This window comes from Streptomyces sp. NPDC001068, assembly GCF_042897315.1.
Taxonomy (GTDB): Bacteria; Actinomycetota; Actinomycetes; order Streptomycetales; family Streptomycetaceae; genus Streptomyces.
The window spans coordinates 420,065-444,192 of the sequence record NZ_JBIAYD010000009.1 but is presented as its reverse complement, the minus strand read 5'-3'; the positions used below and the strand labels follow the sequence as shown (position 1 = coordinate 444,192).

Annotated in this window: 23 protein-coding genes; 10 read left to right on the top strand and 13 right to left on the bottom strand. The window is 72.6% G+C overall.

The window, feature by feature from the left end; all coding sequences use genetic code 11:
- Nucleotides 1–18: 18 nt before the first annotated feature.
- Nucleotides 19–2,532 carry a DUF3516 domain-containing protein gene (locus ACFY3I_RS26590; protein WP_390863277.1) on the bottom strand — a complete coding sequence of 838 codons (2,514 nt, stop codon included), beginning with the start codon at nt 2,530–2,532 and terminating at the stop codon, nt 19–21.
- A gap of 145 nt (nt 2,533–2,677) precedes the next feature.
- Between ACFY3I_RS26590 and ACFY3I_RS26585 the strand changes: the two genes are divergently transcribed.
- Nucleotides 2,678–3,472 (top strand): metal-dependent hydrolase, encoded by a 795-nt coding sequence (locus ACFY3I_RS26585; RefSeq protein WP_365291184.1) that lies wholly within the window; start codon nt 2,678–2,680, stop codon nt 3,470–3,472.
- 17 nt (nt 3,473–3,489) lie between these two features.
- Here the strand turns inward: ACFY3I_RS26585 and ACFY3I_RS26580 are convergent, their stop codons facing one another.
- The 4 genes from ACFY3I_RS26580 to ACFY3I_RS26565 all read right to left on the bottom strand — a co-directional run bounded on the left by ACFY3I_RS26580 (nt 3,490) and on the right by ACFY3I_RS26565 (nt 8,156).
- The gene (locus ACFY3I_RS26580) at nt 3,490–3,750 is read right to left on the bottom strand and encodes a type B 50S ribosomal protein L31 (RefSeq protein WP_365291182.1); all 261 of its coding nucleotides are present in this window, start codon (nt 3,748–3,750) and stop codon (nt 3,490–3,492) included.
- A 69-nt stretch (nt 3,751–3,819) separates the two neighbouring features.
- Nucleotides 3,820–4,290, bottom strand: a complete 471-nt coding sequence (locus ACFY3I_RS26575; protein WP_365291180.1) for a DUF5709 domain-containing protein — start codon at nt 4,288–4,290, stop codon at nt 3,820–3,822.
- A 198-nt stretch (nt 4,291–4,488) separates the two neighbouring features.
- A complete protein-coding gene (locus ACFY3I_RS26570) occupies nt 4,489–6,270 on the bottom strand; it encodes an ABC transporter ATP-binding protein (protein WP_390863274.1) in 1,782 nt (593 codons plus the stop codon).
- The gene (locus ACFY3I_RS26565; RefSeq protein ID WP_390863272.1) at nt 6,267–8,156 is read right to left on the bottom strand and encodes an ABC transporter transmembrane domain-containing protein; all 1,890 of its coding nucleotides are present in this window, start codon (nt 8,154–8,156) and stop codon (nt 6,267–6,269) included. The genes ACFY3I_RS26570 and ACFY3I_RS26565 overlap by 4 nt, the downstream gene beginning before the upstream one ends.
- A gap of 340 nt (nt 8,157–8,496) precedes the next feature.
- Here ACFY3I_RS26565 and ACFY3I_RS26560 point away from each other — a divergent pair, with 340 nt between their 5' ends.
- On the top strand, nt 8,497–9,225 hold the full coding sequence (locus ACFY3I_RS26560; RefSeq protein WP_390863270.1) for a L,D-transpeptidase family protein: 729 nt from the start codon (nt 8,497–8,499) through the stop codon (nt 9,223–9,225).
- Nucleotides 9,226–9,249: 24 nt separating this feature from the next.
- Here the strand turns inward: ACFY3I_RS26560 and ACFY3I_RS26555 are convergent, their stop codons facing one another.
- The 3 genes from ACFY3I_RS26555 to ACFY3I_RS26545 all read right to left on the bottom strand — a co-directional run bounded on the left by ACFY3I_RS26555 (nt 9,250) and on the right by ACFY3I_RS26545 (nt 13,567).
- Nucleotides 9,250–11,229: an N-acetylmuramoyl-L-alanine amidase gene (locus ACFY3I_RS26555; RefSeq protein ID WP_390863268.1), complete on the bottom strand. Its 1,980-nt coding sequence runs from the start codon at nt 11,227–11,229 to the stop codon at nt 9,250–9,252.
- A 214-nt stretch (nt 11,230–11,443) separates the two neighbouring features.
- On the bottom strand, nt 11,444–12,976 hold the full coding sequence (locus tag ACFY3I_RS26550) for a M1 family metallopeptidase (protein ID WP_390863266.1): 1,533 nt from the start codon (nt 12,974–12,976) through the stop codon (nt 11,444–11,446).
- A gap of 129 nt (nt 12,977–13,105) precedes the next feature.
- A complete protein-coding gene (locus ACFY3I_RS26545) occupies nt 13,106–13,567 on the bottom strand; it encodes a MarR family winged helix-turn-helix transcriptional regulator (protein ID WP_390863264.1) in 462 nt (153 codons plus the stop codon).
- A gap of 95 nt (nt 13,568–13,662) precedes the next feature.
- Between ACFY3I_RS26545 and ACFY3I_RS26540 the strand changes: the two genes are divergently transcribed.
- Nucleotides 13,663–15,582, top strand: coding sequence for an ABC transporter ATP-binding protein (locus ACFY3I_RS26540; protein WP_390863262.1), 1,920 nt, complete (start codon nt 13,663–13,665; stop codon nt 15,580–15,582).
- Nucleotides 15,583–15,639: 57 nt separating this feature from the next.
- A complete protein-coding gene (gene mltG, locus ACFY3I_RS26535) occupies nt 15,640–16,575 on the top strand; it encodes an endolytic transglycosylase MltG (RefSeq protein ID WP_365291166.1) in 936 nt (311 codons plus the stop codon).
- A 12-nt stretch (nt 16,576–16,587) separates the two neighbouring features.
- Here mltG and ACFY3I_RS26530 read toward each other — a convergent pair whose 3' ends face one another.
- Nucleotides 16,588–17,664, bottom strand: a complete 1,077-nt coding sequence (locus ACFY3I_RS26530) for an NAD(P)-binding domain-containing protein (RefSeq protein ID WP_390863260.1) — start codon at nt 17,662–17,664, stop codon at nt 16,588–16,590.
- Between the two features lie 84 nt (nt 17,665–17,748).
- Here ACFY3I_RS26530 and ACFY3I_RS26525 point away from each other — a divergent pair, with 84 nt between their 5' ends.
- Both ACFY3I_RS26525 and ACFY3I_RS26520 read left to right on the top strand, forming a co-directional pair.
- Nucleotides 17,749–18,171 (top strand): secondary thiamine-phosphate synthase enzyme YjbQ, encoded by a 423-nt coding sequence (locus ACFY3I_RS26525; RefSeq protein WP_390863258.1) that lies wholly within the window; start codon nt 17,749–17,751, stop codon nt 18,169–18,171.
- A 39-nt stretch (nt 18,172–18,210) separates the two neighbouring features.
- Complete coding sequence (locus ACFY3I_RS26520) at nt 18,211–18,468, top strand: hypothetical protein (RefSeq protein ID WP_390863256.1); 258 nt, start codon at nt 18,211–18,213, stop codon at nt 18,466–18,468.
- Between the two features lie 23 nt (nt 18,469–18,491).
- Here the strand turns inward: ACFY3I_RS26520 and ACFY3I_RS26515 are convergent, their stop codons facing one another.
- The 3 genes from ACFY3I_RS26515 to ACFY3I_RS26505 are packed head-to-tail and all read right to left on the bottom strand — an operon-like array spanning nt 18,492 to nt 20,493.
- Nucleotides 18,492–18,944: a hypothetical protein gene (locus tag ACFY3I_RS26515; RefSeq protein WP_365291158.1), complete on the bottom strand. Its 453-nt coding sequence runs from the start codon at nt 18,942–18,944 to the stop codon at nt 18,492–18,494.
- Nucleotides 18,941–19,945 (bottom strand): metallophosphoesterase, encoded by a 1,005-nt coding sequence (locus tag ACFY3I_RS26510; RefSeq protein ID WP_365291156.1) that lies wholly within the window; start codon nt 19,943–19,945, stop codon nt 18,941–18,943. The genes ACFY3I_RS26515 and ACFY3I_RS26510 overlap by 4 nt, the downstream gene beginning before the upstream one ends.
- Nucleotides 19,942–20,493 carry a plastocyanin/azurin family copper-binding protein gene (locus ACFY3I_RS26505; protein ID WP_390863254.1) on the bottom strand — a complete coding sequence of 184 codons (552 nt, stop codon included), beginning with the start codon at nt 20,491–20,493 and terminating at the stop codon, nt 19,942–19,944. Before ACFY3I_RS26505 ends, ACFY3I_RS26510 begins: the two co-directional genes overlap by 4 nt.
- A 302-nt stretch (nt 20,494–20,795) precedes the next feature.
- Between ACFY3I_RS26505 and ACFY3I_RS26500 the strand changes: the two genes are divergently transcribed.
- The 4 genes from ACFY3I_RS26500 to ACFY3I_RS26485 all read left to right on the top strand — a co-directional run bounded on the left by ACFY3I_RS26500 (nt 20,796) and on the right by ACFY3I_RS26485 (nt 23,323).
- The gene (locus tag ACFY3I_RS26500) at nt 20,796–21,398 is read left to right on the top strand and encodes a sigma-70 family RNA polymerase sigma factor (RefSeq protein WP_365291152.1); all 603 of its coding nucleotides are present in this window, start codon (nt 20,796–20,798) and stop codon (nt 21,396–21,398) included.
- Between the two features lie 25 nt (nt 21,399–21,423).
- Nucleotides 21,424–22,212, top strand: coding sequence for a zf-HC2 domain-containing protein (locus ACFY3I_RS26495; RefSeq protein WP_390863252.1), 789 nt, complete (start codon nt 21,424–21,426; stop codon nt 22,210–22,212).
- A 209-nt stretch (nt 22,213–22,421) separates the two neighbouring features.
- Nucleotides 22,422–22,850 (top strand): ATP-binding protein, encoded by a 429-nt coding sequence (locus ACFY3I_RS26490; RefSeq protein WP_365291148.1) that lies wholly within the window; start codon nt 22,422–22,424, stop codon nt 22,848–22,850.
- Nucleotides 22,847–23,323 carry a hypothetical protein gene (locus tag ACFY3I_RS26485; protein ID WP_365291146.1) on the top strand — a complete coding sequence of 159 codons (477 nt, stop codon included), beginning with the start codon at nt 22,847–22,849 and terminating at the stop codon, nt 23,321–23,323. Before ACFY3I_RS26490 ends, ACFY3I_RS26485 begins: the two co-directional genes overlap by 4 nt.
- Nucleotides 23,324–23,350: 27 nt before the next feature.
- Here the strand turns inward: ACFY3I_RS26485 and ACFY3I_RS26480 are convergent, their stop codons facing one another.
- Entirely contained in the window at nt 23,351–24,091 is a 741-nt protein-coding gene (locus ACFY3I_RS26480; protein WP_390863248.1) for a class I SAM-dependent methyltransferase, read from the bottom strand.
- Nucleotides 24,092–24,128: the final 37 nt, after the last annotated feature.

Sequence of the window (24,128 nt, the reverse complement as noted above, 5' to 3'; positions counted from 1 at the left end):
GGGTCGGAACGGGCCGGGTCAGAGCTGGCCGACATCGGTGACGCGGACGACCGCGCGGCCCTCGGCGTCGGAGGCCGTCAGGTCGATCTCCGCGCTGATGCCCCAGTCGTGGTCGCCGTTCGGGTCGTCGAAGATCTGCCGGACCCGCCACAGCGCGTTCTCCGGCTCCTCCTTGATCACGAGCAGCTTGGGACCGCGGGCGTCGGGCCCGGTGCCCAGGTCCTCGTACTCGTCCCAGTACTTGTCCATCGCCTCGCCCCAGGCGTCGGCGTCCCAGCCGGCTTCGGCGTCCATATCGCCCAGCTCCTCGACGTGGTCGAGGGCGGCCAGCTCCACACGGCGGAACATCGCGTTGCGGACCAGGACCCGGAAGGCGCGGGCGTTGGCCGTGACCGGCTTGACCTCGTCCGCCTTCTCCTGAGCCTGCTCGGCCGTCATCTCCTCCGGGTTGGCGAGCTGCTCCCACTCGTCCAGGAGACTGGAGTCGACCTGGCGGACCATCTCGCCCAGCCACTCGATCAGGTCCTGGAGGTCCTCGGACTTGAGGTCGTCGGGGATGTTGTGGTCGAGAGTCTTGTACGCGCTCGCCAGGTAGCGCAGCACGATCCCCTCGGTGCGGGCCAGCTCGTAGAAGGACACCAACTCGGTGAAGGACATCGCCCGTTCGTACATGTCCCGGATGACCGACTTCGGCGACAGCGGATGGTCGCCGACCCAGGGGTGGCTCTTGCGGTAGGTGTCGTACGCGTGGAAGAGCAGCTCTTCCAGGGGCTTCGGGTAGCTGACGTCCTGGAGGCGCTCCATGCGCTCCTCGTACTCGACGCCGTCCGCCTTCATCGCGGCCACCGCCTCGCCCTTGGCCTTGTTCAGCTGGGCGACCAGGATCTGGCGCGGGTCGTCCAGGGTGGACTCGACGACCGACACCATGTCGAGGGCGTAGGAGGGCGACTCGGGGTCGAGGAGTTCGAACGCGGCCAGGGCGAAGGTGGACAGCGGCTGGTTCAGCGCGAAGTCCTGCTGCAGGTCGACCGTGAGGCGCACGATCCGGCCACTCGCGTCCGGCTCGTCCAGCTTCTCGACGATGCCGCCGTCGAGGAGCGAACGGTAGATGGCGATCGCCCGGCGGATGTGCCGCAGCTGCTGCCTGCGCGGCTCGTGGTTGTCCTCCAGCAGATGGCGCATCGCCTCGAACGCGTTGCCCGGACGGGCGATCACCGACAGCAGCATCGTGTGCGTCACCCGGAAACGCGACGTCAGCGGCTCCGGCTCGGAAGCGATCAGCTTCTCGAACGTGGTCTCCGACCAGGCGACGAAACCCTCCGGTGCCTTCTTGCGCACCACCTTGCGCCGCTTCTTCGGGTCGTCGCCCGCCTTCGCCAGCGCCTTCTCGTTCTCGATGACGTGCTCGGGTGCCTGCGCGACCACCAGCCCGGCCGTGTCGAAGCCGGCCCGGCCCGCCCGGCCGGCGATCTGGTGGAACTCGCGGGCGCGCAGCGTGCGCACGCGGTTGCCGTCGTACTTGGTCAGAGCGGTGAACAGCACCGTGCGGATGGGCACGTTGACGCCCACGCCCAGGGTGTCGGTACCGCAGATGACCTTCAGCAGACCGGCCTGCGCGAGCTTCTCCACCAGCCGCCGGTACTTGGGCAGCATCCCGGCGTGGTGGACGCCGATGCCGTGCCGGACGTACCGGGAGAGGTTGCGGCCGAATTTGGTGGTGAAGCGGAAGTTGCCGATCAGTTCGGCGATCTGCTCCTTCTCCTCCTTCGAGCACATGTTGATGCTCATCAGGGCCTGCGCCCGCTCCACGGCCTGCGCCTGGGTGAAGTGCACGATGTACACCGGCGCCTGCCTGCTCTCCAGCAGTTCGGTGAGCGTCTCGGTGAGCGGGGTGAACTTGTACTCGTAGGAGAGCGGCACCGGGCGGGTCGCCGAGCGGACCACCGAGGTGGGGCGACCGGTGCGGCGGGCGAGATCCTTCTCGAAGAAGGAGACGTCGCCGAGGGTGGCGGACATCAGGATGAACTGCGCCTGCGGCAGTTCGAGGAGCGGGATCTGCCAGGCCCAGCCGCGGTCGCCCTCGGCGTAGAAGTGGAACTCGTCCATGACGACCTGGCCGACGTCGGCCTGCCTGCCGTCGCGCAGGGCGATGGAGGCGAGCACCTCGGCGGTGCAGCAGATGACGGGCGCGTCGGAGTTCACGGAGGCGTCGCCGGTGAGCATGCCGACGTTCTCGGTACCGAAGATCTTGCACAGCTCGAAGAACTTCTCCGACACCAGCGCCTTGATCGGCGCCGTGTAGAAGGTGACCTCGTCCCGGGCCAGGGCGGCGAAGTGCGCGCCCGCGGCGATCATGCTCTTGCCGGAGCCGGTCGGCGTCGACACGATCACGTTCGCCCCGGAGACCGCCTCGATCAGCGCCTCCTCCTGGTGGGGGTAGAGCGTGAGACCACGCTCCCCGGCCCAGGACTCGAAGGCTTCGTACAGGGCGTCGGGGTCGGCGGTCGGCGGCAGTCGATCGATGAGGGTCACGCACCCATCTTGCCTGGCCCGACCCCCGAGGGGGGAATCGGCTACGAGGCGGATGATCACGACCCCTATGCTGTGTCGCCGACGGAGCGTCATCGCACCCGGTCAACTGGACAGCGGCACACGAGGAATGGGGCGCACAGCGGCCATGATGGGACCAGCACACTCACTGTCGGGAGCCGCCGCCTGGCTCGGCGTCGGAGCCGCGGCCGCCGCGGCCGGGCACGGGATGCCGTGGCCGGTGCTCCTGGTCGGGGCACTGATCTGCGCCGGCGCCGCGCTCGCCCCCGACCTCGACCACAAGGCCGCCACGATCTCGCGGGCCTTCGGACCGCTGTCACGCTGGCTCTGCGAGATCGTCGACAAGCTCTCCTACGCCGCCTACAAGTCGACCCGCAAGCCGGGCGACCCGCGCCGTTCCGGCGGCCACCGCACCCTGACCCACACCTGGGTGTGGGCGGTGCTGATCGGCGGGGGCTGTTCCGCCGCGGCGATCCTCGGCGGCCGCTGGGCGGTGCTGGCGATCCTGTTCGCGCACATGGTGCTGGCGATCGAGGGCCTGCTGTGGCGGGCCGCCCGCGGCTCCAGCAGCGACGTGCTGGTGTGGCTGCTGGCGGCGACCAGCGCCTGGATCCTGGCGGGCATCCTGGACAAGCCGCACAACGGGTCGGACTGGCTGTTCACCCAGCCCGGCCAGGAGTACCTGTGGCTGGGGCTTCCCGTGGTGCTGGGGGCGCTGGTGCACGACATCGGGGACGCGCTGACCGTCTCCGGCTGCCCGATCCTGTGGCCCATCCCGATCGGCCGCAAGCGCTGGTACCCGCTGGGCCCGCCGAAGGTGATGCGGTTCCGCGCGGGCAGCTGGGTCGAGCTCCGGGTGCTGATGCCCGTGTTCATGGTGCTGGGCGGCATAGGCTGCGCGGCCGCCCTGAACGTGATCTGACCGCGGGCGCCCGGGGGTCAGCCGGCCTCCGTGGAGCCGCCTCCGTAGCGCCGCTGGAACGCCGCGACCCGGCCCTCGGTGTCCACCGTGCGGGCCTTCCCGGTGTAGAAGGGGTGGCTCTCGGAGGAGATCTCCACGTCGACCACCGGGTAGGTCCGGCCGTCGTCCCAGTCGATCGTCTGCTCGCTGGTCGCGGTGGACCTGGTCAGGAAGGCGTATCCGGCGGCGCGGTCGCGGAAGACGACCGGATGGTAGTCGGGGTGCTTGTCCTGCTGCATGGCGGCTCCTCGAACGGGGCGAACGGGGCGTACGCGGGGAACAGGGCGGCCGGGCCGGGCGGTTCGGTGTCAGCCGTAGGCGGTGTCCTCGTCGACGATGTGCATCGCGGCCTCCTCTGCGGAGGCCCCGGCGCCGTCGATGCCGACGTCGGTGGCGACCAGGCCGTTCTCGTCGTCCTCGTGCGCCCCTTCGTCGGGGGCCACGAGACGGCCGGAGCGCAGATCGCCGACCTCGTTGTCGAGGAGTTCGCCGTCGCTGCCCTGGCAGTCGCCGATGCCGTCGCCGTCGGGGGCCACCGGATCGGGCAGCTCCTCGGCGAGACGCTGGTCCAGGGTTTCGCCCCGGTGGCCCTCGGCCGCGGTCACCCCGGTGTGCTCCACGGCCCACGGCCGCTCGGGCGGGGACCAGCCCCGGTCCAGGGGATCGCGGACGCCGTCGGCCTCCAGCGTGTCCTCCACGTCGAGCAGTCCCGTGTCCTCGCGGATCTCGGATCCGTCGGGCTGGTAGACGTCGTCCCCCCATCCGTCGGCGGTGGTCACGGCTACCTCCAGGGAGTGAGGCGGCGGTCCGAGTGGCGGGCCGCCGGCACGCTCGGCACGGGCCTCACGCGCCGCGAACCCTCGGGTTCCCGGCCCGCCCCCGAACCGGTGCCGCTCTCCAGCCTTCCACCCCTGCTCGTACCCGCGCAACGGCACGGGGCGCGACCCGCGGCGCGCCGCACCCCGTGCCACGGGTGGTCATCCGTGCCACGACCGCCACAGCGCCGCGTAGGCGCCGTCGGCGGCGACCAGCTCGTCGTGGCTGCCGAGCTCGCTGATCCGGCCGTTCTCCACCACGGCGATGACATCCGCGTCATGGGCGGTGTGCAGCCGGTGCGCGATGGCGACCACGGTGCGGCCGTCCAGGACCCGGGCGAGCGAGCGTTCCAGATGGCGGGCGGCCCGCGGGTCGAGGAGCGAGGTCGCCTCGTCCAGGACCAGCGTGTGTGGGTCGGCCAGGACCAGCCGGGCCAGCGCGATCTGCTGCGCCTGTGCCGGGGTCAGGGTGACGCCGCCGGAGCCCACCTCGGTCTCCAGGCCTTCCTCCAGGGACCGCGCCCAGCCGTCCGCGTCGACCGCGCCCAGGGCCGCCCACAGCTCCGCGTCCTCGGCGTCGGTACGGGCGAGCAGCAGGTTGTCGCGGAGGGAGCCCACGAAGACGTGGTGCTCCTGGTTGACGAGGGCGACATGGGAGCGGACCCGTTCGGCGGTCATCCGGGACAGCTCGGCGCCGCCCAGGGTGATCCGGCCGTCGCGGGGCGCGTAGATCCCGGCGAGCAGCCGGCCCAGGGTGGACTTGCCCGCGCCCGAGGGGCCGACCAGGGCGAGCCGGGTGCCGGGCGCGACCTCCAGAGAGACCCGCCGCAGCACGTCGACGCCCGGCAGGTAGCCGAAGCGGACCTCGTCGGCGTGCACCTCACGGCCCTCGGGGGCCAGCAAGGCGTCGCCGGGCTCCGGCTCGATGTCCCGCACACCGACCAGCCGGGCCAGCGACACGTGGGCGACCTGGACCTCGTCGTACCAGCGCAGGATCAGGTTGACCGGTTCGACGAGCATCTGGGCGATGAGAGCGCCCGTGGTCAGCTGGCCGACGTCCAGCCGGCCGTGCAGGACGAGGACGCCTCCGATCAGCAGCACCGAGCCGAGCACGGTGGTGTGCGTGGCGTTGGTGACCGGGAAGAGCACCGAACGCAGCCACAGCGTGTACCGCTCCCAGCTGGTCCATTCCTTGATCCGGCGGTCGGACAGGGCGATCCGGCGGGCGCCGAGGCGGTGCGCCTCGACGGTGCGCCCGGCGTCCACGGACTCGGTGAGCACGGCGGCCACGGCCGCGTAACCGGCGGCCTCGGACCGGTAGCCGGCCGGGGCCCGTCGGAAGTACCAGCGGCAGCCGACGATCAGGACAGGCAGGGCCGGCAGGATGGCGAGGGCCAGCGGCGGCGCCGTGACCACGAGCCCGCCGAGCAGCAGCACCACCCACACCACGCCGATCGACAACTGTGGCACGGCCTCCCGCATCGCGTTGGCCAGCCGGTCGATGTCGGTGGTGATCCGGGACAGCAGGTCGCCGGTGCCCGCCCGTTCCAGAACCCCCGGCGGCAGGCCTACCGACCGGACGAGGAAGTCCTCGCGCAGGTCGGCCAGCATCCGCTCGCCGAGCACCGCGCCGCGCAGCCGCACCTCGCGCACGAAGACGGCCTGGACGGCGAGCGCGAGCGCGAACAGGCCGATGGTCAGGCCCAGGTGGAGTTCGCGGGCGCCGTCCGACACCCGCTCGATCACTCCGCCGAGCAGGTAGGGCCCGACCATGGAGGCGATCACGGCCACCGTGTTGACCAGGACAAGGACGGAGAAGGCCCGGCGGTGCCGCCGGAACAGCTCGGCCACGTAGGCACGCACCGTGGCGGGGGCGCCGACGGGGAGGGTGGTGGCCGTCGTCGGGGCCGCCGGGTCGTAGGCCGGTGGTGCGACGCCGATCATGCGCTCTCCTCGATCTCTTCAAGTGCGCCGCTCCGCAGCGCCGCTTCCTTCTCCTTGAACCCGCCGCCCCGCGACGCGGCCTCCCGCTCCGCGAGCGCGCCGTCCCGCGACGCGGCCTCCCGCTCCGCGAGCGCGCCGTCCCGTTCCGCGAGGTGCTCGGCCGTCTCGCGGGTCACCACCGCGCGGTACCGGGGTTCGGTGCGCACCAGGTCGCGGTGGACCCCTACCGCCTCGACCTCGCCCTCGTGGACGAGGACGACCCGGTCGGCCCGGTCGAGCAGCAGCGGCGAGGAGGTGAACACCACGGTCGTACGGCCGGACCGCACCTCGCGGACGCCCTCCGCGATCCGCGCCTCGGTGTGCGAGTCCACGGCGGACGTCGGCTCGTCCAGGACGAGCACCTCGGGGTCGGTGATCAGCGACCGGGCGAGCGCGAGGCGCTGGCGCTGGCCGCCGGACAGGGAGCGGCCCCGCTCGGTGATCCGGGCGTCCAGCGGGTCGGTGACGTCCAACGAGCCCTGCACCAGGGCCTCCAGAACGTCCTCGCACTGCGCGGCGGCCAGCGCGTCCTCGGTCCGGACGGCGCCGGAGGCCGGCACGTCGAGCAGTTCGCGCAGCGAACCGGAGAGCAGCACCGGGTCCTTGTCCTGGACGAGCACGGCGGTGCGGGCGGTCTCCAGCGGCAGTTCGTCGAGGGGGACACCGCCGAGCAGCACCGACGGGGCGGCTTCGGCGGGGTGGCCGCCCAGCCGTTCGGCGAGCCGGCCGGCCGCGTCGGGGTCGCCGCAGACCACGGCGGTGAGCCGGCCCGCGGGTGCCAGCAGACCGGTGTCCGGGTCGTACAGGTCACCGCCCGGTACCGCGCCGGCGCGCGAGCCGCCGGTGTCGGTGGCCCGCTCGAGGGAGAGCACCCGGGCGGCCCGGGCGGCCGAGGGCCGCGAGAAGGAGTACGCCATGGCGATCTCGGTGAAGTGCTGCAACGGGTAGTTGAGGATCATGACCGAGCTGTAGACGGTGACCAGTTCGCCGACGGTGACCCGGCCCTGCCGGGCGAGGTGGACGCCGTGCCAGACCACCGCGATCAGCAGCAGCCCGGGCGTCAGCACCTGGATCGCGGCGATCAGGGACCACATCCGGGCGCTGCGTACGGCGGCGCGCCGTACCTCCTGGGAGGCGCGGCGGTAGCGGTCGAGGAAGAGGTCCTCGCCGCCGATGCCGCGCAGCACCCGCAGTCCCGCCACGGTGTCCGTGGCCAGCTCGGTGGCCCGGCCGGCCCTGGCCCGCTGGTGGTCGGCCCGCCGGGTCGCCCGGGGCAGCAGCGGGAGCACGGCGAGCGCCACCAGCGGCAGGCCCGCGGCGACCACCCAGCCGAGCGCGGGCTGGTAGAGGACCAGGCCGACGCCGACCACGACGACGGTCAGGGCGGCCGCGGTGAACCGGGAGACCGCCTCGACGAACCAGCCGATCTTCTCGACGTCACCGGTGGACACGGCCACCACCTCGCCCGCCGCCACACGCCGGGTCAGCGCCGAGCCGAGCCGGGTGGCCCGGCGGGCGAGCAGTTGCTGGACCCGGGCGGCCGCGGTGATCCAGTTGGTGACGGCGGCCCGGTGCAGGAAGGTGTCGCCCAGGGAGATCGCCGCGCCGCACAGCAGGAGCAGACCGCCCGTCAGCGCGAGCCGGGTGCCGGAGCGGTCGACGACGGCCTGCACGGCGAACCCCACGCAGAACGGGAGCGCGGAGACGGCCACGAAGTGTAGCAGTCCCCAGGCCAGTGCCTTGAGCTGGCCACCCAGTTGGTTCCGCCCGAGCCACCACAGGAAGCGGGGACCCGACCGCGCGTCCGGCGCGCCCGGATCGGAATACGGAAGGTCTTGAATCTGCATGGCGTCCCAGCGGCTCGTGTCGGGGGAAGGTGGCGACAAGCCGTGAAAGGTTCGCGTCGGAGCGTGGTCGAAATCAAACGGTTTTCCCGGACGCCCGGCGAAATCCACCGTCTCCCGGCCAGGAGGCACCACCCAACACGCGGCATATATGAAGAAAGTCAGCTAATAGGCAGCTATGTGGTGCCAGGATGACCCGGTGCAGAAGGCGCAGAGGGTACAGAAGGCGCGGGGAGCGCAGACGGTGACAGCGGCACGAACAATCCGAACGCTGCGTGCCGGACCGTCCGGCGGGGTTCGGCGGGCCAGGGTCGTGACGGCGGCGGCGTGCGGCACCGTCCTGATGGCCCTCGCCGGATGCGGGGGACCGGTGGGCGGTGACGGGGCGAAGAACGGCGTACCGGGGGCTCCGCGCAGGACGGCCGGGCCGGCCGCCGGGCCGTCCCGGGCGGAGCGGCCGAGGCAGGCCGCCGTCCCGGGCGACGACCCGGCCGCGTTGCCGGGCGTCGGCGCGCGGCTGCGCGCCGCGATCCCCGCCGACTCCGGCCAGGCTCTGGTCGTGTACGGAGAGGGCCGCGACGCGTCCGACGCCACGGTCGTGCTGTACGGCCTCGGCGGCGACGGCTGGCGCCCGCTGGGCGGCTGGCCCGCCCACAACGGGCGCAACGGCTGGACCACCGACCACCACGCGGGCGACGGGCGCAGCCCCGTCGGCGTGTTCACCGTCACCGACGCGGGCGGTGTCCTCCCCGACCCGGGCGCCCGGCTCGCCTACACCCACGGCAGGGCCTACTACGCGCCCCCCTCCTCCTGGAGTCCCGCGTACCAGCACGACTTCGACTACGTCATCGCCATCGACTACAACCGGCTGCGGGGCGTGCCCCCGCACGACGCCACCCGCCCCTGGGGCGGGGCGCGGGGCGGCAGCATCTGGCTCCACCTGGACCACGGCGGCGGTACCTCGGCCTGTATCGGCCTCTCCGCCGAGGCCATGCGGTTCCTGCTCCGCACCCTCGACCCGGCCCGTGATCCCGTCGTGGTCATGGGGGACCGGGAGGACCTGCTGGCCTAGCGCAACTCCTGGCACCGCGTGGGGTCACCGGCCGGGCGTCCCCGCCGCGCCGGCGGTCGAGCTCACCAGGTCCACGTCGTTGGCGCGGACGTAGGCGAGCCGGTGTCCGAACTGGATCTCGTAGTACTTCTCCTGACCCAGCACCACGGGCTGGGGCACGTCGGAGAAAGTCGACCTGTCGACATAGGAACTGTTGACGCCGGACTGGGTCACGTAGCGCTGACCCGCCCGCAGGTTGTACGGGAGCGGCTCGTCGGACTCCTCCTCCATGCCCTCCGGGTAGGCCTCCTCCTCCGGCAGGGCGCGGCCGTAGACCGGGATCTCGTCCAGGCCCTGCTTGGGTGTCACCATGCGACCGCCCGCACCGACGGCCGTCGGGTGGTCCTTGGGGTTCTTGAACCAGGCCTTGTTGCCCTGGAACCAGATGGCCGTCCACTCGCCGCTGCGGCCGGCGACGGCGAAGGTCTGGCCGGTGGAGACCCGCGAGCCCAGGTCGCTGACGTCCTCCGTGGACTCCTCGCCGTCCGGCCTGCGGCCCGGGTCCTGGATCAGCGGGGCGTCGTCGGCCGGCGCGGTGTGGAGGCGGACCGCGCTGGAGCCGTGCGGCTGGCATCGCGTGCCGTCGCCGTCGCACCCGGTGTACCGCGGTTTGTGGGTGGCGTAGTCCGGGAGGATCATCACCATGTCGCTGTCCGGTCCGGCCGTCGCCTTCAGCGGCGCGCCGAGCAGGTCGAAGTAGTGCCGCCAGTCCCAGAACGGGCCGGGGTCCTCGTGCATCTCGGGGATGCTGTCGCCGGTCGGGGCGGGCACGTTGTCGTGACCGAAGACGTGCTGCCGGTCGAGCGGCACGCCGTACTTCTTCGCCAGGAACCGCACCAGGCGGGCCGAGGACCGGTACATCTGCTCCGTGTACCAGGCGCCGGGATGGGCGAGGAACCCCTCGTGTTCGACGCCGATCGAACGCGCGTTGACGAACTTGCTGCCCGAGTGCCAGGCCTCGTCCTTCGTGCGGATGTGCTGGGTGACGTGGCCGTCGGTGGAGCGGACCGAGTAGTGCCAGGACGCCTCGGTCGGGTCCTGCACGGTCTTGAACATGTTGGGCAGCGTCGACTCGGTGTCATGGATGACGATGTACTCGATCTTCTGGTCCCGTGGCCGGTCGGCGAGGTCGTGGTTGCCGTAGTCGCCGTCCTCGTCGATCTGCACGTAGGGCGCGGCGAGCCAGTCGCAGGCCAGGTCCGGAGGGCACTCGACCTCCTTGGGGCGCGGCGGTGCCTGCGGCCCGGGGTTCGAACGGACGCCGGGGCTGGCGGGCAGCGTGACCTCCTGGCCCTCGGCGGTGGTCCGGTGGGCTCCCCGGCGGATCAGGGTGAAGACGTCGTCGGCGTACGTCGTCGCCGTGGTGACGTCGGGTGTGCCGGGGAAACGTTCCACCGCCTGCCACCAGTCCTCCGGGTCCGAGCTGAGCGGCTTGCCGAGATGCCGCTGCGCGGAGGCGAGCAGGGCCGCGCCGCCACGTACGTTGGCGACGGCGTCCGTCCTGAGCGTCGCGGGCGGCACCTTGATCAGCCGTGCCGCCCGGTCCAGGTCCGCGGGCTGCACGGCGTGTCCGCCCGGGACGAAGGCCGTCCCCGCGGGGGCGCCGTCCGTGCGGCCGCCCGGCGCCGCCGGAGCCGCCGCCGGAGCCGCCGCCGGCGCGGGCGCGCGGCCGCCGTTCTCCACCAGGTGCATCGGCCCGTAGCCGCCCGCGACGCTGGGGGTGCCGGGGTGGGAGTCCCAGCGCGACTGCATGTAGGACACGCTCAGGAGCACGCTGCTCGGCACGTGGAACTCGCGGGCCGCATCCGAGAAGGCGTTCTGCAGACGCAGGTCCTCCGTGTCGTCGCTGCCCGACGCCGGGAGGATCAGCAGCGGTGGCAGCAGCGCGGCCGTCGCGATCAGACAGGCCGTCAGCCGGCAGGTCCGCGTGGTGCCGGGGACGCGTGGGGCGACAGTTCTTCTCATACCTGAGGGTCTCCAACCGCTTGCTGAGGGTCTCCGAGCACGCTCGTCGCAACCAGGTCAAAAGGGACTTCCCTTAACGTCACCCCCCGTACGTTTCCGTGTTCCGCGCGGCACGGCGCGCCGAGCGTCAACCGGGTGGACCAGCGGTCGGGCAGAGGCCACCCGGTCGGCGGCAGCGGATCGGCGTCCGGGGACGGCCGCACGCCGTGCCGGCTCAGTCCTCGACCGGATCCACCCGCCAGTCGGGATGGCCGGGCATCGGCGGCGTGTCCGGCCCGTACAGCCAGGGCTTCAGAAAGGGCGTCAGGTCCCGGCCGGCCACCTCGGAGGTGAGCGCGACGAAGTCCCCGGTGCCGGCCGCGCGGCCCCGGTACCTGTTCACCCAGGTGCGCTCGATGCGGTCAAACGTTTCGTCACCGACCTTCTCCCGCAGGGCGTACAGCACCAGCGCCGAGCCGTCGTACCGCATCACCTTGAACAGCGTCGGCTCGGTGGGTTCGGCGGGCGCCCCGTCGTCGTGGCGCCACTGGTCGTGCTGCTCGTACGCGTCCCGCATGGCGTCCTCCATCGGGACACCGCCGTGCTCGGCCGAGTACAGCCGCTCGTAGAAGCGGGCATGACCCTCACTCAGCCAGAGGTCGGACCAGCGCCGGACGGCGACGCTGTCCCCCGTCCAGTGGTGGGTCAGCTCGTGCACGAGATTGCGTTCCGCGTCGACCCGGCCGCCCAGCAGGTCGTCCTTCGGTACGACGGACAGCGACTGCGTCTCCAGCGCCACCGGCAGGTCGGTGTCCCCGACCAGCACCCCGTAGCGGCGGAACGGGTAGGGGCCGAGCCGCTGTTCCAGCCAGGCGAGGTGCTCGGGGGTGAGCGCCCGGCCGGCCGCGGTGTCCGCGACCAGGCCGTCCGGCACCACGTCCCGCACCGGCAGGCCGCGCGGGCCCTTGCTGTCGAGGACCGTGAACCTGCCGATCGCCAGCTGGATCAGCTGGGCCGCGACGGGTTCCTCGGAGTCGTACGTCCAGCGCACGCGTCCGCCGGGACGCGGGGCGCGCTCGACGAGCCTGCCGTTGGCCACCGCGCTGATTCCCGCGGGGGTGGTGACGCGGAAGGTGACCGGCGCCCGCAGGCTGGGGTGGTCGTCCACCGGGAAGACCAGCTTGGCGCCGTCGGGCTGCGCGCACAGCAGGGTGCCGTCGGCGGTCGGTACCCAGCCGTACTCGCGGATCGCGTCATCGCGCCGCCGCCGCTGGGTGGGATCGGCGGTGTAGGTGACGCGGACGGTGAACGCGCGGCCGCGCGGGATCGGCCGCGCGGGCGTGACGACGAGTTCGTCGCCGTCCCGTACGGCGGTGGCCGGCGTGCCGTCGACGGTGACCCGGTGCAGGGTGTTGCCGGCGAAGTCCAGGTCGAAGCGGGACAGGGCCTGGGTCGCGGTGGCGCTGACGGTGGCGGCGGCCTCGAACGGCGTCCGCGGCGCCCGCCAGTCGAAGTCGAGGGTGTAACGCCGCACCGTGTAGCCGCCGTTGCCGTCCAGGGGCATGAGCGGGTCGCCGATGCCCGGCGCGCCCGGCGACGGGGCCTCGGCCCGGGCCGGCCGGGAGGCGGCGGCCGAGGGGCCGGGGGCGGGGGAGTCGTGGCGGCGGTGGTCGAGGCCGTCGAACACGGCGTCACAGGTGAGGGTGACGGCACCGCCGAGGGCGAGGGCGAGGGCCGCGCGACGGAGGCGAGCGGTCGTGATCTCCATGGGAGAACTGTGGCAGCAGGATGTTCTTATAGCACCATATGTGCCCCTGGGGCAGGCGTTCCTGAGGGGTGGTCGGACCGGGAGCGGCCGGCCGGAGCCGCCGTGCCGAACGGCGCGGCGGCCCCGGTGTCACGCGCCCGCGCAGTGCCTGGCCGTCACCGGCCCGTCCACCAGCGTGTCGAGCAGCGCGCCCAGCGCCACCCGCTGTTCCTCCGAGAGCGGAGCCAGGATCTCCTCGGCCGCGGACCGCCGTGCCGCCCGCAGCTCGCGCAGGGTCTCGTGTCCCTCCCGCGTGATCTCGATCCGGGTCACCCGGCGGTTCGTCGGATCCGGCACCCGGCACACCTTGCCGCTCGCCTCCAGGCCGTCGACCAGCGTCGTCACCGCGCGCGGCACCACCTCGAGCCGCTCCGCCAGGTCGGCCATGCGCGGAGGGGCGTCGTAGTGCGCGAGGGTGCGCAGCAGTCGAGACTGGGCCGGGGTGACGCCCAGGTCACGCGCCTGGAGGTGGCGCTTCTGGATGCGCCACACCCGTCGGGTGAGACGCAGCAGCTGCTCGGCGAGCGGGCCGTCGGAGTCGGGGGTGCTCATACGGGAACAATATCAGGACTATGTTCATTGTGAGTATAGGTAACAGTGAGCTATGCTCCGTGAGTCCGTACACATCGCACCCATCCGCAGGAGCCATGCCCCGAGACGAGATCAACTGGACCCCCGACGGCACCTCGGCCGGACAGCCCCGCCAGGTGCGCCGTATCCTCGCCCTCTTCCGTCCCTACCGCGGCCGGCTCGCGGTCGTCGGCCTGCTGGTCGGCGCCGCCTCGCTGGTCTCGGTCGCCACGCCCTTCCTGCTGAAGGCGATCCTCGACACCGCGATCCCGCAGGGCCGCACCGGACTGCTCAGCCTGCTGGCGCTGGGCATGATCCTCAGCGCCGTCCTCACCAGCGTCTTCGGTGTCCTGCAGACGCTGATATCCACCACCGTCGGCCAGCGGGTCATGCACGACCTGCGCACCGCCGTCTACGGCCGGCTGCAGCGCATGTCGCTGGCCTTCTTCACCCGCACCCGCACCGGCGAGGTGCAGTCCCGCATCGCCAACGACATCGGCGGCATGCAGGCCACCGTCACCTCGACGGCCACCTCCCTGGTCTCCAACCTGACCAGCGTGGTCGCCACGATCGTCGCGATGATCGCCCTCGACTGGCGGCTCACCATCGTCTCGATGGTCCTGCTCCCCGCCTTCGTGTGGATCAGCCGCCGGGTCGGCAACGAGCGCAAGAAGATCACCACCGAGCGCCAGAAGCAGATGGCCGCGATGGCCGCCACGGTCACCGAGTCGCTCTCGGTCAGCGGGATCCTGCTCGGCCGCACCATGGGCCGGGCCGACTCCCTCACCGCCTCCTTCTCGCAGGAGTCCGAGCAGCTCGTCGACCTTGAAGTGCGCTCGAACATGGCCGGCCGCTGGCGGATGGCCGTCATCACCATCGTGATGGCCGCGATGCCGGCCGTCATCTACTGGACGGCCGGCATGGCGCTCCAGCTCGGCGGCCCGCAGATCTCGCTCGGCACCATCGTCGCGTTCGTCTCGCTCCAGCAGGGCCTGTTCCGCCCCGCCGTGAGCCTGCTCGCGACCGGCGTGCAGATCCAGACCTCGCTCGCCCTCTTCCAGCGCATCTTCGAGTACCTCGACCTGCCCGTCGACATCACCGAGCGGGACGAGCCCGTCCACCTCGACCGGGTCAAGGGCGAGGTGCGCTTCGAGAAGGTGTCCTTCCGCTACGACGACAAGGGCGGGCCCGTCCTCGACGGCATCGACGTCACCGTGCCGGCCGGCGGCAGCCTGGCGGTGGTCGGCCCGACCGGCGCCGGCAAGTCCACGCTCGGCTACCTGGTGCCCCGGCTCTACGACGTCACCGGCGGCCGGGTCACCCTGGACGGCGTCGACGTCCGCGACCTCGACTTCGACACCCTCGCCCGCACGGTCGGCGTCGTCTCCCAGGAGACGTACCTCTTCCACGCCTCGGTCGCCGACAACCTGCGTTTCGCCAAGCCGGACGCCACCGACGAGGAACTCCACGCGGCCGCCCGCGCGGCCCAGATCCACGACCACATCGCCGCGCTGCCCGACGGCTACGACACCGTCGTCGGCGAGCGCGGACACCGCTTCTCCGGCGGGGAGAAGCAGCGGCTCGCCATCGCCCGCACCATCCTGCGCGACCCGCCGGTCCTCATCCTCGACGAGGCGACCAGCGCCCTGGACACCCGCACCGAACACGCCGTCCAGGACGCCATCGACGCCCTGTCGGCCAACCGGACGACCGTCACCATCGCCCACCGGCTGTCCACGATCAGCGGTGCCGACCAGATCGTCGTCCTCGACTCCGGCGAGGTCGCCGAACGCGGCACGCACCAGGAGCTGCTGGAACTCGACGGACGGTACGCGGCGCTGGTGCGCCGGGACGCCCGGGTGGAGACGGCGGCCGCGGAGACGGCGGGGGAGCGGCCGGACGGAACCGACGGCGCGGCCCAGCGGGAGACGGTGAGGCGGCCCGGACGCCGCCGGGGCGACCGGGGGCGTCAGTGGGTCACTCCGCCGACAGGCTGACCTCGACAAGCTGACGATATGTCGGGTTTGCTGCCATGTGCGGGCTAACGTTCACGCATGCAGATGAACACTCCGCGACGGAAAGCGGCCCGAGGGGGCGCGTTCCGACGGAACACGATCCGGTCCGGGGCGGCCCGGCGGAAGGCGGTCCGGCTGACGCGTCGGGGCAGGGTCCTGCTCGGTGCGGCCGGCGTCGTCGTGGCGGGCGCCGCGGCAGCGGTGCCGCTGCTGTTCCTGACCCACGGCGCGGGCGACAGGACCGGCACCCTGGTCATCCCGGAGGGCTGGCGGGCGTCCCAGATCTACGACGCCGTCGACAGGGCGCTCGCCCTGCCCGCCGGCAGCACGAAGGGTGCCGTCGGCACCGCAGGCCTGAGCCTGCCCGGTGACGCGGGGGGCAACCCCGAGGGGTACCTCTTCCCGGCCACCTATCCCCTGGAGAAGGACTCGACCCCGCAGTCCGTGCTGCGGTTCATGGTCGACACCGCCAACCGCCGGTTCGGCGGGGCGCCCATCGCGGCCGGCGCGCAGCGCGACGCGATGAACGTCTACCAGGCGGTGACCATCGCCAGCATCGTCCAGGCCGAGGCGTCCGACAAGGCCGACATGGGGAAGGTGGCCCGGGTCGTCTTCAACCGGCTGCAGAACGGCATGCCGCTGCAGATGGACTCCACCCTCAACTACGGCCTCGGCCGCAGCACCCTCGACACCACGGCGGAGGACACCCGCAGCGAGAACCCGTACAACTCCTACCAGCGCATGGGTCTGCCACCGAGCCCCATCGACAACCCGGGCGAGGACGCCATGCGTGCCGCGATGAACCCGACGCCGGGCAACTGGCTGTACTTCGTCACGGTCAAGCCGGGAGACACGCGGTTCACCGCCGACTACGCCGAACACCAGCGCAACGTCGAGGAGTTCAACACGGAACGGAAGAAGAGGACCTCGCCGTCGCCGCTGCTGTCGCCGGAGGCCGCGCGGCCGTCCGGCTGAGCCGCGGGTGCCTCACACGGCGACCGGATCCCCGGCGAGCAGCCGCCTGATGTCCCGGACGGCCTCGCGGCCCGCACGGTTGGCGCCGATGGTGCTGGCCGAGGGGCCGTACCCCACGAGGTGGACCCGCGGGTCCACCATCGAACGGGTGCCCTCGACGCGGATCCCGCCGCCCGGCTCGCGCAGCCGCAGCGGTGTCAGGTGGTCGAGGGCGGCGCGGAAGCCCGTCGCCCACAGGATGACGTCGGCGTCGACATGGCGGCCGTCGTTCCAGTCCACCCCGTCCGCGCTGACGCGGTCGAACATCGGCTGCCGGTCCAGGACGCCGTCCTTCAGGCCCTGCCGGACGGCGTCGTTGAGGGGGAGCCCGGTCACCGAGACGACGCTCCGCGGCGGCAGACCCTGCCGGACCCGCTCCTCCACCAGGGCCACCGCGGCCCGCCCCGCGCCCTCGTCGAAGGGCCCCTCGCGGAAGACCGGGGGCCGCCGGGTGACCCAGGTGGTCGCGGCCGCGTACGGGGCGAGTTCCAGCAGGAGCTGGGTGCCGGAGGCGCCGCCGCCGACGACCACCACCCGCTTCCCGGCGAACTCCGCGGGCCCGGCGTACTGCGCGGTGTGCAACTGGCGACCGCGGAAGGTCTCCTGGCCCGGGTAGCGCGGCCAGAACGGCCGGTCCCAGGTACCGGTGGCGTTGATCAGCGCCCGTGTCGACCAGGTGCCGGCGTCCGTCTCCACGAGCAGCCGTCCGCCCTCGCCCTCGCGTACCGCGCGAACGTCGACGGGGCGCCGTACCCGCAGGTCGAAGGTCCGCTCGTAGGCGGCGAAGTACTCGCCGATCACCTCGGAGGACGGCCGGGTCGGGTCGGCCCCGGTCAGTTCCATGCCCGGCAGCGCGTGCATCCCGTGGACCTTGCCGTACGTCAGGGACGCCCACCGGAACTGCCACGCGCCGCCCGGCGCGGGGGAGTGGTCGAGGACCACGAAGTCGCGGTCCGGCTCGAAACCGGTACGGCGCAGGTGATAGGCGCTGGACAGACCGGCCTGACCAGCGCCTGCGACGACCACCTCGACCTCGCGCAAGTTGTTCACGCTTCTACCAACAGGAGGCCGGCCGGAGATCTTCCCGGCTCGCCCGGCCGCGTCGCGGTCCGGCGGATGGGCGAGGATGGGGGCATGCCGGATGCCTTCACCTCACGCGTGCTGCACGTCGTCACCGGGACCCGCGAGCGGGTCGTCGACCTGACCGCCGACTGCGAGGCCTTCCTGCGGGAGCGCGCGGCCGGCCGCGACGGTCTGCTGAACGTCTTCACGCCGCACGCCACCGCCGGGATCGCGGTCGTCGAGACCGGCGCGGGCAGCGACGAGGACCTGCTCGCCGCCCTGCGCACCCTGCTGCCCGCCGACGACCGCTGGCAGCACCGGCACGGCAGCCCCGGCCACGGCCGCGACCACGTCCTCCCGGCCTTCGTGCCCCCGCACGCCACCCTTCCGGTGATCGACGGCCACCTGGCGCTCGGCACCTGGCAGTCGGTGTGCCTGGTCGACACGAACCAGGACAACCCCGAGCGCCGGGTGCGGTTGAGTTTCCTGGGATGAACTCCGGCCGGCCGGACCCGGCTCCGGCCGGTTCGGCGGGTGACGGAGCAGCACGGCCCGCAGCGCCCGCTCGGTGATCCGGCCGGGAGGGCGGTGCAGGGTCCAGCGACGTGCCTCGCCGTCCATGGACAGCACGGCGACGACGGTCTCCCGCCGTGGACGGCCCGGTTCGGTGTACCGGAACTGGCGGATCACGACGGCTGTGTCGTCGTCCAGGGCGAGCAGGGCGCGCACGCTCTCCCGCAGCCTGCGCAGGTGCGGGCCCGGTCCTGCGGCCGCCGGGTGTGGATGCGGTGACATGGGCAGACTCCTCGCGTTCGTCACTTGGGGGGTGTGCGGACGGTGACCCGGTCCCGGACGGGCGGTTCCAGGGGAGGGCGGGCGGCGCGCCGCCGCGCGGTCGCGGCCGCCTGCTCGACGGCGACGAGCAGCAGGGTCCCGAGCTCGGCCAGGAGACTGAGCAGGGCCTGCGGGGCGGGCTGCAGACCGCGTTCGGTGAACCCGAAGACGCCCACCGTGCGTGAGGCGGCGAAGCCGCCGAGGGCACCCAGCGCCACCCCGGCGGCGGCGATCCTCAGCAGCGCCGGCATCCCGATCAGCATCAGGACGGCGACCGCGAAGGACACACTCGCCTGGACCAGGAACAGCGGGCCGATGACGCGGATGAAGCGGTACCCGTCGGCGTAGAGCCGGGCGTGGATGTATCCGCTCGCGGCGAGGGTGACGGCGGTCGCCACCCGCAGGGCGCGGTCGAGGAGGCTTCGGGGTGTCATGTCAGCCTCTCATCCTTGACCGCCAGCTCCCGGTCGCCCTGCCGGTAGCCGACGGTGCGGATGCCGAGCGCGTCCTTGAGCTGCCGGGCGGGGACGACCTGGGGGGTGGGGGCCGGGGCCCGGCCCGGCTTGGGCAGCGGGTAGGCCGTGGTGGTGGCGGAGTGGAAGGTGATGTTGCCGTCCGTCTTCGTGAAGAGCTGGTGGACGTGCCCGTTGAGGCAGGTCACCGAGGAGAAGCGGCGCAGCAGCGCGATGACGCGCAGCGCGTCGTCCGTGCTCCAGCCCCATCGCGGGTACATGGCGAACAGCGGGATGTGACTGAAGACCACGATGGGCGTGTCCGACGACAGTCCCCGCAGATCCCTGCGCACGAAATCGATCTGTTCGTTGCCGAGATGGCCGAGCTTCTCCAGGCTCAGGGTGTTGACCAGGGCGATGAAGTGCACGCCGTGGGTGTCGAAGCTGTACCAGCCGTCGCCGAGGGTGCCCTTGCCGAAGGTCCGCCGGTAGGCGCGTCCCCCGTCGCCGATGGAGTCGTGCTCGCCGGGCACCGTGAAGACGCGGTCGGTCCGCATGCCGGTCATCATCTGTCTGACCTGGTCGAACTGGGCCGCCGTGGACAGGTGGGTGAGATCGCCGCTGTGCATGACGAAGTCGGGCCGGAAACCGAGCGAGTTGACCTGGTGGATCGCCTCGGTGAAGGAGCCGGCCACGTCCGTGTTGGCCGGACCCTGGAAGCCGATGTGGCTGTCGGAGACCTGCACGAAGCGCAGGGTGCCGTTCACCGTCGTGTCCTGTGCCGCCGGTGCGGCCCCGGCGGCGGCGTCCCGGGGTCCGGCGATGTGGCTGACCACCTCGCCGCCGGCCACGGTCAGCACCACCGCCCCGCCGAACCATCCCGCGTGCCGCAGGAGCTGGCGCCGGCTCATGTCGTGCTCCCGGGCGGGCGCCCCGGTGTCGTCGGCCGGTACTCCCTGGTGAGGATCGAGGTACTCGGTCATCGGGTCACCTCCACGGTGCCGGTCATGAACGGATGGATGGTGCAGAGATAGGTGTACGTACCGGGCTTGGTGAACCGGTGGCTGTAGGTGCCGTGGGCGGTCAGGGCGGCCGAACTCAACGGGCCGCCGGCCTTGGCGCTGGTGACGGTGTGGGCTTCGGTGTCCTGGTTGGTCCAGGTCACGGTCGTACCCGCCGTCACCTTGAGCGTGGCGGGGGCGAACGCGAAGTTCTTGATCGCTACGGCGTCCCCGGCCACCGGCGCGGCGGCCTTCTCGGCGTTCCGGGAGCCCATGGGCATCTTCATGCCGGGCATGGAGGGGGCGCCGGCGGCGGAGCCCGCCGCGTTCGCAGGTCCGGAGGCGCCGGTCATCCCGGCCGTCCGGTGCTGTCCCTGCCCCGGTGTGATGGCGCCGGCGGCCGACGGGGCGTGCGGCGACCGGCCGCAGGCGCTCAGGAGTCCCAGCGCGCCGACGGTGGCGGCGGTGGCGAGGGCGAGTCCGGCCGCGGCGCGTGACCGCCGGCCTGGTGTACGAGGGTGCGGGTGCATGCTTTCGTTCCTCATGATCGTGTCGAGGTGTGCGGTGTGCCGACCGAATGCGCGGACCGAGGTGAAGTCCCGTGCGGAGCGCGGCGGTTCCCGGTCCGAGGGCCGGATCGGCCGGAGGGGGGCCAGGGTGTGCCGCGTACGGCGGCTCTCGTGTGGCTCCACGGGCGGCCGGGACGAACGGTTCGGAGGTTTCGTACCTTTTTGTGGCGTTTTCTCGTACACCCGGCGACGCTCACGGAGAGTGAGCGATTCGGTGCGGTGCATCACAGGACAAAGCGGACGGTGTGCGCGATGATCGCTCTATGTCCTGGCGTTCTCGAAAACGTGGCCCGAGGACCGATCCGGATCGCTCCGCGGACCGTGTCTCTGGTACAGGGACCCTTTCGACCACGGACGAGGAACTGCTGCGCACCCTGTACGCCGAGCACGCGGGCCCCCTGTTCCACTACGCGCTCCGGCTGACCTCGGGTGACCGGCAGTGGGCGGAGGACGTCGTGCAGGAGACGTTGCTGCGTGCCTGGCAGCACCCCGACGCGTTCGAGCCGGCGCGCGGCCCGGCCCGCGCCTGGCTGTGCACGGTCGCCCGGCACCTGGTCATCGACGCCCACCGGGCCCGGCAGGCCCGGCCCGCCGAGGTCGGCGGCGAGGCGCTCGACCGGGCCGCCGAGCGGACACCGGGCGAGGACGAGATCGAGCAGGCGCTGCAGAGCTGGGCGGTGGCCGACGCCCTCCGGGCGCTGTCCCCGGACCACCGCGCGGTCCTGCTGGAGACCTACTACCGCGGCCGGACCATGACGGAGGCCGCGCAGGTGCTGGGCATCCCGGTGGGCACCGTGAAGTCGCGGACGTACTACGCCCTGCACGCCCTGCGGCTCGCACTGCGGGAACGGGGCATCGAGCCATGACCGGGCCGTGCGGGAGGTGGCGACCATGAGCGCGGAGTGCGACGACCTGCGGCTGGCGCTGGGAGGATACGTCCTGGGCACGTTGCCTCCGGCCGAGACGGAGCGGGTACGCGACCATCTCGCCGGATGCGCGGAGTGCCGGGCCGAACAGGCGCAGCTGGCGGGACTGCCCGCCCTGCTGGCGACGGTGACCGCGGCCGAGGTCGCCGGCCGGTCGGAGCCGGCCGCCGACGGCGACCTGGCCGGTCGGCTGGTGGCGCGGGCGGCCGAGACCGCCCAGGTCGGTGCGCCCGCGCGGCCCGCCGGCGCGGGCGAGCAGCGGGTGCGCGAGCCGGGAGTGCTGGAGCGGCTGCTGCGGCAGGCCGCGGACCGGCGCCGCAGGACGTGGCGGCTTCAGCTGGCGGGGGCCGTCGCCTCCCTGGTGCTCATGACGGGAGCCGCCGCCGGCACCTGGCTGGTGACCGCCGGATCCCTGAGCAGCGAGGCGAACCGCCCCGCACCGACGGCGCCCGCCGTCGCGCGCACCTTCTCGGGCAGTGATGCCGCCACCGGCGTCACCGCTTCGGTGAAGGTCTCGCCCTCCGCGTGGGGCAGCGTCCTGCTGGTCTCCGCCAAGGGCGCGCCGGCCGGGATCACCTGCCGGCTGCAGGCGGTCGGGCGCGGCGGGATCAGGGCGGACGCCGGTACCTGGCGGGCGGGCGAGTACCCCGCCGGCACCACGGTCCCGGGCGCGGTCGCCATGTCCCCGAGCGCCATCGAACACTTCGAGATCGTCACCGGCGACGGCCAGAAGCTCGTCACGATCCGGGCGTGAGCCGTCAGCCGTTCCGGAACCGAATCGGCGGTAATCAGGGCAAAAGGTGCGAATTCCTCGAACCGTTCGGCATGCCCCGTCCGTGGAACAGAATGAGCGCTCCTCCACAGGAGCCGGCACACCGGCCGCTCTTCCCACGCATCGGCGGCCCGAAGGTCCCGGTCTCCCACCTTCCGCTCTCCGCACCTCCACAGAAGAGTCAGAAGACCATGTCTGTAACCGATTCCCCCCGCCTGAGCTCGCTGATCTCCCCGCTCCGCCGCCGAGAGGCACTGCTCACCCTGCCCGCGCAGGAGGCGCACGTCCCCGCCGCCCGGCACTTCGCGGCCGACCTGCTGGAGACCTGGAGCGTTCCCGAGACCGAGCGGGACTCCGCCGTGCTCATCGTCGACGAACTCGCGGCCAACGCCGCACGGTACGGCCGCGAGCTCATGACCCTGCTGCTCGTGCTCGACCTCGGCACCCTGCACATCGTGGTCAGTGACTCCGGCACCGCCGTCGAGCGCCCCCACCCGGACATCGCTCCGGACGAACACGGACGCGGCACCGGCATCGTCCAGTGCCTCGCCGAGTCGACCGAGATCCACCAGACCCGCGGCGGCCGCGAGGTCCGCGCCTGCCTGAGGTGTTCCGCATGACCGGCGTCACCTGCGGTGGCATCCGCCGCGGCACACCGGACGAGGGAGTCACCCCCGGCACCGGCGAGCGGACCGCGGGCGAGGAGACCGACACCCTGCCCCCGCACGAGGCCTACGCGAACGCGCCCGCCCTGCGCCGGGAGATGCACCAGGTGCTCGCCGTCGGGGCCGAGCGCGACGGCCGCCAGGCCCGGACCGCCACCCGCCCGCCGGCCGACGCCGCGGTCGCCGAACGCGCCTGGCTGCTGCGCCGGGCGGCCCTCATGGACCGCATGGCCCTGGAGACCTCCGACCCGGGCCCGGCCGGCGCCGCCGCACAGACCGCCGCGCAACTCCTCGCCCACGACCGGAGCCGTCCCGACCTGGTGGCCGGCCCGCACCGGCCCGACACGCTCCCGCCCGGCGCGGGCCCCCGCCGCTACGTCCGTCAGGAGTACGCCGCCTGGACGACCGCGGGGCGGCCCGGATCCTGACCGGCCCGGGGCAGCCCCGTCCACCGTCTACAGGGGCCTGCGCCACACGGAGACGTGCTTCGTCGATTCCTGGGTGAACGGAGAACCGTCCCAGTCCGCGACGCGCCGCTCCGGCTCCAGCCCCGCGATCCTGGCCATCAGGTCCAGCTCGGCCGGCCACGCGTACCGGTGCCGTGAGGCGTCGCGGCGGTAGCCGCCCGCCGAGCCGTCGCGGGTGAGATGGTGCGAGACGAGGATCTGCCCGACCAGATCGAAGGTGTCGAAACCGATGTGCCCGGCGGACACGTCGAACGGCACCGCCACCTGTCCGGGCGGCAGCAACCGCAGCGGCGGCACCCCCAGCTCGATCACGAAACGGCCCCCGGGCACCAGATGCCGGGCCGCGTTGCGGAAGCACTCGACCTGCTCCTCCTGCGTGAGCAGGTTCGAGATCGTGTTGTAGACCAGGTAGACCAGGGAGAACTCGCCGGGAACGGTGGTCGTCGCCATGTCCCCGATCACCACCGGCAGGGTCTCGGCGTCGGCCTTGCGGCGCAGCACGGCCGCCATGTGCTCGGAGAACTCGATGCCCACCACGGGCACACCACGCTCCCGGAGCGGCACCGCGACCCGGCCGGTCCCGACGGCGAACTCCAACGCCCTTCCTCCTCCGGCGAGTTCGGCAAGGAACTCCACGGTCGGCCCGAGCACGGCCGCGGAGGTCATCCGGGTCTCCTCGGTGTCGTAGCGCTCGGCCTCGGCGCGGCCCCACAGTTGACTGCTCGTCATGGGCCGCCACTCTGCCCGGCCATCCGTAACCGCGTCC

What these genes read in the sequence shown, in the direction of transcription:
- ACFY3I_RS26585 (WP_365291184.1), top strand. Translation starts at nt 2,678, where the DNA reads ATGATGGGACCAGCACACTCACTGTCGGGAGCCGCCGCCTGGCTCGGC.
- ACFY3I_RS26580 (WP_365291182.1), bottom strand. Translation starts at nt 3,750, where the DNA reads ATGCAGCAGGACAAGCACCCCGACTACCATCCGGTCGTCTTCCGCGAC.
- ACFY3I_RS26570 (WP_390863274.1), bottom strand. Translation starts at nt 6,270, where the DNA reads ATGATCGGCGTCGCACCACCGGCCTACGACCCGGCGGCCCCGACGACG.
- ACFY3I_RS26565 (WP_390863272.1), bottom strand. Translation starts at nt 8,156, where the DNA reads ATGCAGATTCAAGACCTTCCGTATTCCGATCCGGGCGCGCCGGACGCG.
- ACFY3I_RS26560 (WP_390863270.1), top strand. Translation starts at nt 8,497, where the DNA reads ATGGCCCTCGCCGGATGCGGGGGACCGGTGGGCGGTGACGGGGCGAAG.
- ACFY3I_RS26555 (WP_390863268.1), bottom strand. Translation starts at nt 11,229, where the DNA reads ATGAGAAGAACTGTCGCCCCACGCGTCCCCGGCACCACGCGGACCTGC.
- ACFY3I_RS26550 (WP_390863266.1), bottom strand. Translation starts at nt 12,976, where the DNA reads ATGGAGATCACGACCGCTCGCCTCCGTCGCGCGGCCCTCGCCCTCGCC.
- ACFY3I_RS26545 (WP_390863264.1), bottom strand. Translation starts at nt 13,567, where the DNA reads ATGAGCACCCCCGACTCCGACGGCCCGCTCGCCGAGCAGCTGCTGCGT.
- ACFY3I_RS26540 (WP_390863262.1), top strand. Translation starts at nt 13,663, where the DNA reads ATGCCCCGAGACGAGATCAACTGGACCCCCGACGGCACCTCGGCCGGA.
- mltG (WP_365291166.1), top strand. Translation starts at nt 15,640, where the DNA reads ATGCAGATGAACACTCCGCGACGGAAAGCGGCCCGAGGGGGCGCGTTC.
- ACFY3I_RS26525 (WP_390863258.1), top strand. Translation starts at nt 17,749, where the DNA reads ATGCCGGATGCCTTCACCTCACGCGTGCTGCACGTCGTCACCGGGACC.
- ACFY3I_RS26515 (WP_365291158.1), bottom strand. Translation starts at nt 18,944, where the DNA reads ATGACACCCCGAAGCCTCCTCGACCGCGCCCTGCGGGTGGCGACCGCC.
- ACFY3I_RS26510 (WP_365291156.1), bottom strand. Translation starts at nt 19,945, where the DNA reads ATGACCGAGTACCTCGATCCTCACCAGGGAGTACCGGCCGACGACACC.
- ACFY3I_RS26505 (WP_390863254.1), bottom strand. Translation starts at nt 20,493, where the DNA reads ATGCACCCGCACCCTCGTACACCAGGCCGGCGGTCACGCGCCGCGGCC.
- ACFY3I_RS26500 (WP_365291152.1), top strand. Translation starts at nt 20,796, where the DNA reads ATGTCCTGGCGTTCTCGAAAACGTGGCCCGAGGACCGATCCGGATCGC.
- ACFY3I_RS26495 (WP_390863252.1), top strand. Translation starts at nt 21,424, where the DNA reads ATGAGCGCGGAGTGCGACGACCTGCGGCTGGCGCTGGGAGGATACGTC.
- ACFY3I_RS26490 (WP_365291148.1), top strand. Translation starts at nt 22,422, where the DNA reads ATGTCTGTAACCGATTCCCCCCGCCTGAGCTCGCTGATCTCCCCGCTC.
- ACFY3I_RS26485 (WP_365291146.1), top strand. Translation starts at nt 22,847, where the DNA reads ATGACCGGCGTCACCTGCGGTGGCATCCGCCGCGGCACACCGGACGAG.
- ACFY3I_RS26480 (WP_390863248.1), bottom strand. Translation starts at nt 24,091, where the DNA reads ATGACGAGCAGTCAACTGTGGGGCCGCGCCGAGGCCGAGCGCTACGAC.